Consider the following 12,102-nt stretch of genomic DNA (forward strand, 5'->3'; position numbering starts at 1 on the left):
GCAGGTTCTGGCTAAAGTGCCGCAGATTTGCACGCGGCATCGCCGCCCTCCCCAAGACCAGACGGACGGAAACCATGGCATCGCATAAAGACGTGAAAAAGGTCGTTCTCGCCTATTCGGGCGGTCTCGACACCTCGATTATCCTGAAGTGGCTGCAGACCGAACTCGGCGCGGAAGTCGTCACCTTCACCGCTGACCTCGGCCAAGGCGAAGAGCTCGAGCCGGCGCGCAAGAAGGCCGAAATGCTCGGCATCAAGGAGATCTACATCGAGGACGTCCGCGAGGAATTCGTCAAGGATTTCGTCTTCCCGATGTTCCGCGCAAATGCCGTCTATGAAGGCGTCTACCTGCTCGGCACCTCGATCGCACGCCCGCTGATTTCCAAGCACCTGATCGACATCGCCAAGAAGACCGGTGCCGACGCCATCGCCCATGGCGCCACCGGCAAGGGCAATGACCAGGTTCGCTTCGAGCTTTCGGCCTATGCTCTGAACCCGGATATCAAGATCATCGCTCCCTGGCGCGACTGGTCGTTCAAAAGCCGCACCGACCTGCTCGAATTCGCCGAGAAGCACCAGATCCCGGTTGCCAAGGACAAGAAGGGCGAGGCGCCGTTCTCCGTCGACGCCAACCTGCTGCACTCCTCCTCCGAGGGCAAGGTTCTCGAAGATCCGGCCCAGGAAGCCCCGGAATACGTGCATATGCGCACGATCTCGCCGGAAGCCGCTCCGGACCAGGCGACCGTCATCAAGATCGGCTTCGAGCGTGGTGACGCCGTCTCGATCAACGGCGTGCGCCTGTCGCCCGCCTCTCTGCTTGCCAAGCTTAACGAGTACGGCCGCGACAACGGCATCGGCCGTCTCGATCTCGTCGAGAACCGCTTCGTCGGCATGAAGTCGCGCGGCGTCTATGAGACCCCCGGCGGCACGATCCTGCTCGCCGCGCACCGCGCGATCGAATCGATCACGCTCGACCGGGGTGCCGCACACCTCAAGGACGAGCTGATGCCGCGTTACGCCGAGCTGATCTACTACGGCTTCTGGTTCTCGCCGGAGCGCGAAATGCTGCAGGCAGCGATCGACAAGAGCCAGGAGCATGTCGAGGGCGAAGTGACGCTGAAGCTCTACAAGGGCAACGTTATGACCATCGGCCGCGAAAGCGACAAGTCGCTCTATTCCGACAAACTCGTCACCTTCGAGGACGACCAGGGCGCCTACGACCAAAAGGATGCCGCCGGCTTCATCAAGCTCAACGCGCTGCGCCTGCGCACGCTGGCTGCGCGCAACCGCTAAGTCGGTAAGCGCTGAAAGACAAAGCCTCCGCGATCCGTTCGCGGAGGCTTTTTTGTTTCCGCTACTCCGCCGCCTCCAGCAGCGGATCCTCGCGGTCAACGGCCGCCGCCAGCGGCTTCAGCCGAACCGTCCGGCGATACCAGACATAGCTGAGGATAGAGACGAGGCCGAAGCTCGGAATGATCGTGCCGAGTGCCAGCACCGGGACCCCCACCGCAGCGGCGATCGCGCCACCGAGCAGGCCTGAGCCCATCTGGACGAAGCCCATCATCGCGGATGCCGTGCCGGCGATATCGGGAAAGGGCGCCATCGCCGCCGTCATCATGTAGGGCATGACGAAGGCGATGCCGAAGGCATAGATGCCAATCGGCAGCATGACCGAGAGGAAACTCGGCGCAAGTGCATGCATGCTGTAAGCAAGGATCAGGCTGGCGAGACCGATGAAGACGAGGCCGGCCGGTACCAGCGCCTGCGGTGTGAAACGACGCATCAAGAGCCGCACAACCACCGTTCCCGAGAAGAACAGGCCTGACTGCATCAGCATGCCGACGCCGAACTCGGTGGGCGTCAGGCCGACTTCGTTGATGAGCACGAAAGGCAACATCGTCGCCCAGGCGTAGAGCGCGCCGACCGCTCCGCCGATGACGAGCGTCGAGGTGACGAAGCGGCTGTCGCTCACCAATCGCCGATAGGCCGCAAGGATCGGCTTCAGGTGGCCCTTGGCCGGGTCGGGTGTCACGGTCTCGGCCATGAAGAACTGCACGGTGAGGCAGGCCATGGCGGCAAAGCCGACCATCAGGAAAAAGATCGACTGCCAGCCGAAAAGGCCGAGCGCCAGGCCGCCGAGGGTCGGCGACACCGCGGGCCCGAGCGCCAGCATCATGCCGATCATGTTCATGATGCGCGCCGCTTCGGTGCCGGTGAACTGGTCGCGCACGATCGCGCGCGCCACCGTCATGCCGACGGAAGCACCGATGCCCTGTACCAGGCGTCCGGCAAGCAGCACCGCGACCGACGGCGCAAAGGCAGCCATCAGGCTGCCGACGAGATAAATCGCCATGAAGTTCAGCGTCGCGCGGCGGCGCCCGATGACGTCGGACAGCGTGCCGGAAACGAGCTGGGCAAAGGCGAAGCCGGCGAAATAGAGCGACAGCGTCATCTTGATCGCCGCGTCGCTCGACGAAAACGCCCGCACCAACTCCGGCATGGCCGGCGTATACAGAGCCATGGAAACAGGCCCGAGCGCCACCAGGAACGCCCCGATGATGCTGGTGCGCCGCTCGCTCATGCGACGCGTCATTGCGAGGCTCCGGACTTGTCCTCGGACTTCTCGCCAGTTTCCTTGCCGGCGAGACACGGATCAAGCTCACGCAAGTTGTCGCGCAGGATGCGCAGATTGGCGCAGAGAACCTCGCGCGTCGCCTTGTCGAGCCCGGCAGTATAGGCGTTCATCATCTCCCTGAGCCCCGTCATCAGCTCGGTGAGCAGCGGACCGGCCTTCTCGGTGATGACGACGTTCTTGGCGCGGCGATCCGCCGGATCCGGCACGCGGGCAACAAGGCCCATCGCCTCCAGCCGGTCGAGATAGGCCGAAAGCGTCATCGGCTCGATGCCCATGCGGGTGGCGATTTCGGCCTGTTTGATACCCTCTTTCAGCACCACCTGGATCAATGTGCGCGCTTCGCCGGGCGTGATGCCCAGATCCATGGCATTGACCTTGCGGTCGAAAGCCCCGCGCAAAAGGCGCGAGACATCCGTGAGCAGCATTCCGATGGTTTCGGATTCAAGTTTGAAGGGCATCAGGATCGTTCACAAATGATATAATAAGCTTTTCTTATCATATCCCCTGACGCCGTTCAACACGCCCCTGGTTGCGGCTAGCCTTCGAGCTCCTCGCGCAGCATTTCGAGCTCCAGCCATTCCTCCTCCATGCGGGCGAGATCCGCACGAAGCTTCTCCAGTTCCTGCGCGAGCTTCGCAAAGGCGTTTGGATCTTTTGTGAAAAGCTTGGGATCAGCCATCTTTTCTTCGCGCTTGGCGGCATCGGCCTCTGCCTTGGCGATCTCCTTCGGCAGGTTTTCGAGCGCGAATTTCTGCTTGTAGGAAAGCTTGCCCTTGGCGGCCTTCGGCGCATCGGCGGCGGGTGCAGCGGCGTCGGCTTTGGCCTTTTCCGCCTTCTCTGCCTTGCGCTTCTCTTCAATCGCGCCCTTGCGCTGCGCCATCATGTCGGAATAGCCGCCGGCATACTCGATCCAGCGGCCATCCGGCTCCTCCGGGTTTGCCGGCGCGATCGTCGAGGTGACCGTACGATCGAGAAAGTCGCGGTCGTGGCTGACGAGGATGACCGTTCCGGCAAAGCCGGCGACGATCTCCTGCAAGAGGTCCAGCGTCTCGATGTCGAGGTCGTTGGTCGGCTCGTCGAGGATCAGAAGATTGGTCGCCCGCGAAAGGATGCGCGCCAGCATCAGCCGAGCGCGCTCGCCACCCGAGAGCTCGCGGATCGGCGTGCGCGCCTGTTCCGGCTGGAACAGGAAATCCTTCATGTAGCCGGTAACGTGGCGCTGCTCACCGTTGACAAGCAGGTTGTCGCCGCGCCCGTCGGTCAGGTAATGGGCCAGCGTATCGTCCAGGTTGAGGTCTTCGCGCTTCTGGTCGAGCGTCGCCATTTCGAGGTTGGTGCCGAGCTTGACGGTGCCTGTGTCCGGCTCGATCTGCCCGGTCAGCATCTTGAGGAGCGTCGTCTTGCCCGCACCGTTCGGGCCGACGAGACCGATGCGGTCGCCGCGATGCACGCGGATCGAGAAGGGCGCGACGATGGTGCGGTCACCATAGGCCTTGCTGATCTTCTCCGCCTCGATCACCAGCTTGCCGGATTCCTTGGCATCGGCTGCCGTCGCCTGCACGGTCCCCTGCGGCCCCTTGTGGCCACGATAGACCGCCCGCATGCTCTGCAGCTCGCCGAGACGGCGCATGTTGCGCTTGCGCCGGGCCGTCACGCCATAACGCAGCCAATGCTCCTCGCGCTCGATCGCCTTGCCGAGCTTGTGCTGCTCCAGTTCCTCAGCCTCCAGCACCTCGTCGCGCCAGGCCTCGAAATGGGCAAAGCCGCGATCGAGCCGGCGCGACTGGCCACGATCGAGCCAGACGGTCGCCGTCGAGACCTTCTCCAGAAAGCGCCGGTCGTGCGAGATCAGCACCAGCGCCGAACGGCTGCGGGTAAGCTCATCTTCCAGCCATTCGATCGTCGGCAGGTCGAGATGGTTGGTCGGTTCGTCAAGCAGCAGGATGTCAGGTTCCGGCGCCATGACGCGCGCCAATGCCGCACGGCGCGCCTCACCGCCCGAAAGGCGCGTCGGGTCTTCTTCGCCGGTCAGGCCCAGATGCTGCAGCAGGTAGGCGACGCGATAGGGATCGTCGCTCGGGCCGAGACCGGCTTCGGCATAGGCCTGCACCGTGTCGTAGCCGTCGAAATCCGGCGCCTGGTGCAGATAGCGGATGGTCGCTGAGGGATGGCGGAACACCTCGCCCGACTGTGCCTCTGAAAGGCCCGCGGCGATCTTCATCAAGGTCGACTTGCCCGAGCCATTGCGCCCGACAAGGCAGATGCGATCGCCCGGTTCCACTTGCAGATTGGCACCGGCAAGCAGCGGCGCGCCGCCGAAGGTCAAGAAGATATCGTCGAGTTTCAGAATTGGGGGCGCCAAGGCTCAGGCTCCGGAAAGATCATAGGGGCGGGCAAGCACGATGGCGCGTCCGCTCTTGAGGCTGAAGCGAAGGGGACCCTCCGCAACGTTGGAAACGGTTCGGGACGATCCGAACGGCAGGGTGAAATCGTCAAGCGGATAGCGCGCATTGACGATCGAAAGGCCGGTCAGCTCGGTCAATCCCAGCACGGAAAAGAGACAACCTTTCGGCAGGTCGAGATCGAGCGTGCCTGCCAGCAGCGGGTAGGCTTCTTCCTCGCCCGAGGTCATCAGCACCGAAAGCCCGCGCTCGGCAAGCGCTGCGGCCTGCAGCAGGTGCAGGAAGGCATGGTCGCTGCGGCTGCCGCCAAGCGCGCCGGCAAAGATCAGCCGATCAGCGCCGCGGGACAACGCAGCCTCGACCGCGATCTCGCCATCCGTCGCAGCCTTTGCCGCCGGGTAGGGCTCGCGTGGAACGGAGGCGAACTCGGACAGCAGGGCGTCTTCGGTCGAATCGAAATCGCCGACCCAGACATCCGGCACGACGCCGAGCAAGCGGGCATGGCGCATGCCGCCGTCAGCGGCAACGAAGCGGCTGCCGCTGAGCTGCTCTGTCAGCCGGCTGGTCACCGAGAGGGCGCCGCCAAGCAATATGGTGAAGGTCGATCGAGCCATGGCAATGCCCATAGCGCAAAGGATCGCGGAAGGAAAACGAAGAAAACCGCAAACCGCTGCGATCGCAGCAATTTGCCGAAGCCGTCAGTGTCCTTCCGGCACCGGTTCCGGGAATAGCATGCCGGCATAGATCCCGGGTGTTGAATCGGGAATTTCGATCGCGCCGGCCACGCGCTCGTAGAACTTCGCCGGGCCGACGCCACCGATGACCGCATAGCCGTAGCCCGCCTCGCGCATCGCCGTCAGGCTTGCAAGCAGCAGCGCCTCGCCGATGCCCTGCCCACGCATACCTTCATCGACGCCGGTTGGGCCGAAGAAGCCGAGCGCTGTCACGTCGTGGCAGGCAAAGCCGACGATCTTTTCGTCGCGCACCGCGACGTGCATGCGTGTCGGGGTCGAGGAGAAGGCAGCTTCCGCTTCGCCTGCCCAGCCGGCGCCAAACGTCTTTTCGATCCAGGAGACCACCAGACGGCGTTCCGGCGCCATGGCGCGACGGATGCTGATGCCTGAACCAAGCCGCGACTGGGGCTCTGCCGGAAGGGCATAAAGTCGAACTAGCATATCTGGCATGGGATTTCCTCCTTGCGGCCAAGCGTGATGGTGTCATAGCGCAGTTGCCGGTTGGCGAAAACGCCCGACAGAAAATGGGCTCGCCCCATGCGTCGCCCATTCCAAACACCGCTTGCCATGGAGCCGCCGCAGCGGTAAATCTCTTGCCGCTCTAACGGGGTGCCTCCCGACCGCATGGCGGCCGGAGGCTGAGAGGCGTCAAAACGCCAACCCGCGGAACCTGATCCGGCTCATACCGGCGGAGGGATTAGACGCGATCGCACCGATACGCCCTTTTCCCGTGCAACAACGAACTTTGGGAGAGGTGCTTCGCATGTCCAATTCATCACAGCTCAAAATACTTAGCCGGCTAGCGCTGGCCGCAAGCGCAAGCCTTGTTTTCACCGGTTATGCCGCCGCTGCCGACAAGACGCTGACCGTCTACACCTATGAAAGCTTCATCACCGAATGGGGGCCGGGCGCCAAGGTGGCGGAAGCCTTCGAAAAGACCTGCGAATGCAAGGTCAACTATGTCGGTGTTGCCGATGGCGTCGAACTCTTGACGCGCCTAAAGCTCGAGGGTGCTGCCTCGAAGGCCGACATCGTGCTCGGTCTCGACACCAACCTCGTGGCGGAAGCAAAGGCAACGGGCTTCTTCGCACCGCATGGCATCGAAGCGAAGGACCTGAAGGTGCCCGGCAACTTCTCCGACGACACCTTCCTGCCCTATGACTACGGCCATTTCGCCGTCGTCTACGACACCGAGACGCTGAAGACACCGCCGAAGAGCCTCAAGGAACTGGTCGAAGGCGACGCGTCGCAGAAGATCGTCATCGAGGACCCGCGCACCTCGACGCCGGGCCTCGGATTGCTGCTTTGGGTCAAGGCGGTCTATGGCGACGAGGCGGGTGCTGCCTGGGCGAAGCTCAAGGACCGTGTTCTGACCGTCACCCCCGGCTGGTCGGAAGCCTATGGCCTCTTCACCAAGGGCGAAGCGCCGATGGTGCTCTCCTACACCACCTCGCCCGCCTACCACATGGTCGCTGAGAACACCGAGCGCTACCAGGCGGCCACCTTCTCGGAAGGTCACTACATCCAGATCGAAGTCGCCGGCATGACCAAGAGTGCCAAGGAGCCGGAACTGGCAAAGCAGTTCCTCGCGTTCATGACCGGTCCGGAATTCCAATCGATCATTCCGACAACCAACTGGATGATGCCGGTCGCAGCAACCAAGGAGCCGCTGCCGGACGCCTTCAACAAGCTGGTCAACCCGGAGAAGACCTTCCTGCTGCCATCGGAAGAGGTCGCGAAGAACCGCAAGGCCTGGATCGACGAGTGGCTTGCTGCCATGAGCAAGAACTGAGGCCGGATTGTTCGCACTTCGCGAAAACCGCATGACTGTTGTCGCCGGGGCGATTTGCCTCGGCGCCTTCCTGCTCTTCGTCGGCCTGGCGATCGCCGCCTTGCTCGCCCAAACCGGCGGCACGGACGAAGGCACTCTGTTCGACGCCTATATCTGGCGCGTCACCCGCTTCACGCTGCTGCAGGCAAGCCTTTCCACTCTGCTGTCCGTGCTCTTCGCGATACCGGTGGCGCGGGCGCTGGCGCGGCGGCCGCGTTTCTTCGGCCGGATCTGGCTGTTGCGGCTGATGGCGCTGCCGCTCGGCCTGCCCGTTCTCGTCGGCGCACTCGGGCTGATCGAGATCTGGGGACGCCAGGGCTTCCTCAATTCCGGCCTGCGCTGGCTCGGCCTCGAGCAACCGATCAGCATCTATGGCCTGTTCGGCATCCTGCTTGCCCATGTCTTCTTCAACATGCCGCTTGCGGCGCGCCTGTTCCTGGCCGGCCTCGAGCGCATTCCCGCCGAATACTGGCGCAGCGCTGCCAATCTCGGCATGCCCTCCCGAGCGCTCTTCCGCTTCATCGAATGGCCCGTCCTGCGCGGCCTGTTGCCGGGCGCGGCCGGCCTCGTCTTCATGCTCTGCGCCACCAGCTTCACGCTCGTGCTGACGCTTGGCGGCGGGCCCGCTGCCAGCACCATCGAGGTCGCGATCTATCAGGCGCTGCGCTTCGATTTCGATCCGCCACGCGCCATCGCGCTGTCCGGCCTGCAGATCGCCATGACCGGCGTCCTGCTTCTCATCCTCAGACGTCTGGCAACGGATCCGGAAGAGGGCATGACCGGCGGCCGAACCGTTCGACGCTTCGATGGCACAACGACAGCGGCGCTGTTCAACGATGGCGCCTGGATCATCCTGGCATTGCTCTTCCTCATCGCCCCGTTGATTGCGGTGGTCGTCTCCGGCCTGCAGGCCGATCTTCTGAAGCTCGCGCGCGATCCGAGCGTGCACCGGGCACTGATGACGAGTGCGGCGATCGCGCTCGCCTCGGCACTCGCCTCCGTCGCCATGGCGGCCGTGATGATCCGCGCCGCGGCGACGGTCACCGCGCCACGCCATGCGGGCGCGCCGGCACATGGCCTTGCCGGTGCGATCGGCGCGAGTACCTCGCTGATCCTGCTGGTGCCGCCTGTCGTGCTCGGCGCCGGCTGGTTCCTGCTCCTTCGTCCGTTCGGCGATGTCGCGCGCTTTGCGCCTGTCATCGTCGTGGCGATCAACGCCCTGATGGCGCTTCCTTTCGTCCACCGTATCCTGGCGCCGGCCATGGCGACGCACGCGGCGCGTTCCGAGCGGCTGACCGCGAGCCTCGGCATCCGCGGTTTTCATCGCCTGCGATGGATCGACCTTCCCGCGCTCCGAAGGCCGCTGCTGATGGCGCTCTCCTTCGCCATGGCACTATCGCTCGGCGATCTCGGCGCCGTCGCCCTGTTCGGCTCGCAGGACATGGTGACGCTTCCCTGGCTGCTCTATAGCCGCATGGGCAGCTACCGCACCGCCGATGCGGCCGGCCTTGCCCTCTTCCTCGGGCTTCTCTGCCTGATCTTCACCATCCTCGGCACGGCGGAAGACGTCCGCCGGCGGGAAGGACGCAAAGCATGACCGAACCCAACGCTGCCATAGAACTGCGCAATGTCGAGGTTCGTTTCGAAACGACCACGCTGCGCTTCGATTGCACAATTGCTGCCGGTGGCATCGTCGCCGTTGCCGGCGCCTCCGGTTCCGGCAAGTCGACGCTCTTTCACCTCATCGCAGGCTTTGAAGATGCCGACCACGGCGAGATCCGTGTCCTCGGCCAGAACGCTGCCAACCAGGCACCTTCGGAGCGCCCGGTCTCGATGATCTTCCAGGACAACAATCTCTTCGCCCATCTCGATGTCGCTACCAATGTCGGCCTCGGTATCGACCCGGCACTTCGCCTGACGGACGAAGATCGGAAGAGGATCGAGGACGCGCTTCGCCGCGTTGGACTTGAAGGCTTCGGACGAAGGCTGCCGCCTACGCTTTCCGGCGGCGAACGCCAGCGGGTCGCGCTTGCCCGCGCACTTGTGCGGCACCGCCCCCTCCTGTTGCTGGATGAACCTTTTGCTGCCCTCGATCCCGGCATGCGCACCGGCATGCGCACGCTTCTTGGCGAGCTGCACGCGGAAGAAAACAACACGATCCTCATGATCACGCACCATCCCGAAGACGTGAAGGCGCTGGCCGATAGCGTGCTTTTTCTCGACCAGGGGCGTATCATTGCACACGATACACTCGACCGCTTCCTGGAGCGGCGCGACAATGCGGCAATCGACCGCTTTCTTGGCAACGCGTGAAGGTGGGGCCGGTTTCTCCTCGCCCTCAGCGATTGCCACAATTTGACCGCGGCGCCGTGCGACGCGCGAAATATCTGGCCGGGCGCGCGAATATTCGCGCATCCGTTGCCGTGATACCACGGGGCAACTATTTCTACCGAGACAAACTAGGCAGGTGGCGCTGAAATCAGATACAGCAAGACCAGGGCTGAACAGTCGCGGCGGAGCAACGCTGCCGGACTGAAAAAGTAGGACTTTCAACGCTGTCGTTCCATCGCCCCGCTGCATGCGGGTGGAGCGGCAGACGGGAAACGGGCTGAGGCATGGAGAGGCATACAGTCACACACGACCGGTTCCCGCCGAAGCGCGGACGGCTGCGTGCACGCGTTGTGGTTGCGCTGCTCGCGACCACGCTTCTCTCCGCATGCCAGTCGGTGATCGAGCAATCCTACGAGCCGACAGTTTCGCCCTCGTCCAATCCGCAGATTGTCGACGAGGTCCAGAAGAACGATCCGCGCGCGAAGATGGGCGCACGCGAACATCCGCGCATCGTCGCAAGCTACGGCGGCGAATACAAGGACGCGAAGACCGAACGGCTGGTCGCCCGCATCGCCGGAGCGTTGACCGCCGTCTCGGAGAACCCGCAACAGTCCTACCGCATCACCATCCTCAATTCGCCGGCGATCAACGCCTTTGCGCTGCCGGGCGGCTATCTCTATGTCACCCGCGGCCTGCTGGCCCTTGCCAATGATGCCTCCGAAGTCGCCGCCGTGCTCTCGCACGAGATGGCGCACGTCACCGCCAACCACGGCATCGAACGTCAGCAACGCGAGGAAGCGGAAGTCATCGCCAGCCGCGTGGTCTCCGAGGTGCTGTCGTCCGATCTCGCCGGCAAGCAGGCGCTCGCCCGCGGCAAACTGCGGCTTGCGGCCTTCTCGCGCAACCAGGAGCTCCAGGCCGACGTCATCGGTGTGCGCATGCTCGGCGAAGCCGGCTACGATCCTTACGCCGCCGCACGCTTCCTGGACTCGATGGCAGCCTATAGCCGCTTCACCGCCGTCGATCCGGAATCCGACCAGAGCCTCGACTTCCTGTCGAGCCACCCGAATGCACCGCAGCGTGTGGACCTTGCGCGCAGGCATGCCCGCGCCTTCGGGCCGGAAGGCACCAGCGGCGATCGCGGCCGGGACTATTACCTCGCCGGTATCGACGGCCTGCTCTACGGCGACAGCCCCCAGGAAGGCTATGTCCGCGGCCAGACCTTCCTGCACGGCCAGCTCGGAATCCGTTTCGACGTGCCGACCGGCTTCCAGATCGACAACAAGGCAGAAGCGGTCCTTGCGACCGGACCCGGTGACATCGCTGTGCGCTTCGACGGCGTGGCGGATACGGGCGGTCGCAGCCTGACCGACTATATCGCCAGCGGCTGGGTCACCGGCCTGCAGCCCGACACGATCAGGCCGATCAACATCAACGGTCTGGAAGCCGCGACCGCGCGTGCCTCGGCCGATCGCTGGGATTTCGATGTCACGGTCATCCGCATCGACACCCGCATCTACCGCTTCCTGACCGCCGTTCCCAAGGGTTCGAACGCGCTCGAGCCGACAGCGAACCAGCTGCGCAGCTCGTTCCGCCGCATGACGCAGGGCGAGGCCCAATCGCTGAAGCCTCTGCGCATCCGCGTCGTAACGGTAAGGCCCGGCGAGACGATCGCAACGCTTTCCGCCCGCATGATGGGGACGGATCGCAAGCTGGACCTGTTCCGGGTGATCAATGCGATGCAGGTCACCTCGACAGTGAAGCCGGGCGACAAGGTCAAGATCGTTTCCGAGTAAGCACGGCACCAAGGCGCATATGCTGCTGAAGGCTCCGGCCTTCGCTGCTGCGCCAGACCTCGATGTTCGAACACAGGGCAGTGCCTCGGATTGAGGTCCAAGCCCGTACGACTATACCCCTGAGGCCTACAGCGCCGCGCGTCCTGTCAGACACGCAAAGGCACTTTGAAGTGCTGCATGGTTTTGTCCTTTGACCGGCTACGGCCAAAGAAAACATGCACGGCTAAAGCATTTCACTGTTTCATTAAAACAGCGAATTGCTCCAACTGTTTGAAATTGCGCAATTCCGGACGGAAAACCGTTTCGCACTTTTCCTGGAATTGCTCTAAAGCGCGTCGCGATCTTTCAGATTCACTCCTTGCGCTTTAAGCGCT

At 63.6% G+C, this 12,102-nt stretch carries 10 protein-coding genes and 1 riboswitch; of the genes, 5 read left to right on the forward strand and 5 right to left on the reverse strand.

Annotation, left to right across the window (positions count from 1 at the left end):
- The first annotated feature begins 74 nt into the window (after positions 1-74).
- Positions 75-1,292: an argininosuccinate synthase gene (locus tag AC3WWH_RS11625; RefSeq protein WP_057254897.1), complete on the forward strand. Its 1,218-nt coding sequence runs from the start codon at positions 75-77 to the stop codon at positions 1,290-1,292.
- Between the two features lie 61 nt (positions 1,293-1,353).
- Here AC3WWH_RS11625 and AC3WWH_RS11630 read toward each other — a convergent pair whose 3' ends face one another.
- The 5 genes from AC3WWH_RS11630 to AC3WWH_RS11650 all read right to left on the reverse strand — a co-directional run bounded on the left by AC3WWH_RS11630 (position 1,354) and on the right by AC3WWH_RS11650 (position 6,220).
- Positions 1,354-2,592 carry a multidrug effflux MFS transporter gene (locus AC3WWH_RS11630; protein ID WP_058321676.1) on the reverse strand — a complete coding sequence of 413 codons (1,239 nt, stop codon included), beginning with the start codon at positions 2,590-2,592 and terminating at the stop codon, positions 1,354-1,356.
- Positions 2,589-3,092, reverse strand: coding sequence for a MarR family winged helix-turn-helix transcriptional regulator (locus AC3WWH_RS11635; protein WP_058321675.1), 504 nt, complete (start codon positions 3,090-3,092; stop codon positions 2,589-2,591). Before AC3WWH_RS11635 ends, AC3WWH_RS11630 begins: the two co-directional genes overlap by 4 nt.
- A 77-nt stretch (positions 3,093-3,169) precedes the next feature.
- Positions 3,170-4,996, reverse strand: coding sequence for an ABC-F family ATP-binding cassette domain-containing protein (locus AC3WWH_RS11640; protein WP_058321674.1), 1,827 nt, complete (start codon positions 4,994-4,996; stop codon positions 3,170-3,172).
- Between the two features lie 3 nt (positions 4,997-4,999).
- Positions 5,000-5,650 carry a thiamine diphosphokinase gene (locus AC3WWH_RS11645; RefSeq protein ID WP_057255087.1) on the reverse strand — a complete coding sequence of 217 codons (651 nt, stop codon included), beginning with the start codon at positions 5,648-5,650 and terminating at the stop codon, positions 5,000-5,002.
- A gap of 84 nt (positions 5,651-5,734) precedes the next feature.
- The gene (locus AC3WWH_RS11650; protein WP_058321673.1) at positions 5,735-6,220 is read right to left on the reverse strand and encodes a GNAT family N-acetyltransferase; all 486 of its coding nucleotides are present in this window, start codon (positions 6,218-6,220) and stop codon (positions 5,735-5,737) included.
- Between the two features lie 145 nt (positions 6,221-6,365).
- A riboswitch (TPP riboswitch) is annotated at positions 6,366-6,484 on the forward strand.
- Between the two features lie 49 nt (positions 6,485-6,533).
- Here AC3WWH_RS11650 and thiB point away from each other — a divergent pair.
- The 4 genes from thiB to AC3WWH_RS11670 all read left to right on the forward strand — a co-directional run bounded on the left by thiB (position 6,534) and on the right by AC3WWH_RS11670 (position 11,728).
- On the forward strand, positions 6,534-7,562 hold the full coding sequence (thiB, locus tag AC3WWH_RS11655; RefSeq protein WP_058321672.1) for a thiamine ABC transporter substrate binding subunit: 1,029 nt from the start codon (positions 6,534-6,536) through the stop codon (positions 7,560-7,562).
- A gap of 31 nt (positions 7,563-7,593) precedes the next feature.
- Positions 7,594-9,198, forward strand: a complete 1,605-nt coding sequence (gene thiP, locus AC3WWH_RS11660; protein ID WP_113398399.1) for a thiamine/thiamine pyrophosphate ABC transporter permease ThiP — start codon at positions 7,594-7,596, stop codon at positions 9,196-9,198.
- On the forward strand, positions 9,195-9,914 hold the full coding sequence (gene thiQ / locus AC3WWH_RS11665; RefSeq protein WP_058321671.1) for a thiamine ABC transporter ATP-binding protein: 720 nt from the start codon (positions 9,195-9,197) through the stop codon (positions 9,912-9,914). The genes thiP and thiQ overlap by 4 nt, the downstream gene beginning before the upstream one ends.
- Positions 9,915-10,216: 302 nt before the next feature.
- On the forward strand, positions 10,217-11,728 hold the full coding sequence (locus AC3WWH_RS11670; RefSeq protein WP_058321670.1) for a M48 family metalloprotease: 1,512 nt from the start codon (positions 10,217-10,219) through the stop codon (positions 11,726-11,728).
- Positions 11,729-12,102 lie beyond the last annotated feature (374 nt).

The organism is Ensifer sp. EB106-03-01-XG145 (assembly GCF_058792075.1).

Coding starts and splice junctions, on each gene's coding strand:
- AC3WWH_RS11635 (WP_058321675.1), bottom strand. CDS start 3,092: ATGCCCTTCAAACTTGAATCCGAAACCATCGGAATGCTGCTCACGGAT.
- AC3WWH_RS11650 (WP_058321673.1), bottom strand. CDS start 6,220: ATGCCAGATATGCTAGTTCGACTTTATGCCCTTCCGGCAGAGCCCCAG.
- thiQ (WP_058321671.1), top strand. CDS start 9,195: ATGACCGAACCCAACGCTGCCATAGAACTGCGCAATGTCGAGGTTCGT.
- AC3WWH_RS11630 (WP_058321676.1), bottom strand. CDS start 2,592: ATGACGCGTCGCATGAGCGAGCGGCGCACCAGCATCATCGGGGCGTTC.
- thiB (WP_058321672.1), top strand. CDS start 6,534: ATGTCCAATTCATCACAGCTCAAAATACTTAGCCGGCTAGCGCTGGCC.
- AC3WWH_RS11625 (WP_057254897.1), top strand. CDS start 75: ATGGCATCGCATAAAGACGTGAAAAAGGTCGTTCTCGCCTATTCGGGC.
- AC3WWH_RS11645 (WP_057255087.1), bottom strand. CDS start 5,650: ATGGCTCGATCGACCTTCACCATATTGCTTGGCGGCGCCCTCTCGGTG.
- thiP (WP_113398399.1), top strand. CDS start 7,594: ATGACTGTTGTCGCCGGGGCGATTTGCCTCGGCGCCTTCCTGCTCTTC.
- AC3WWH_RS11670 (WP_058321670.1), top strand. CDS start 10,217: ATGGAGAGGCATACAGTCACACACGACCGGTTCCCGCCGAAGCGCGGA.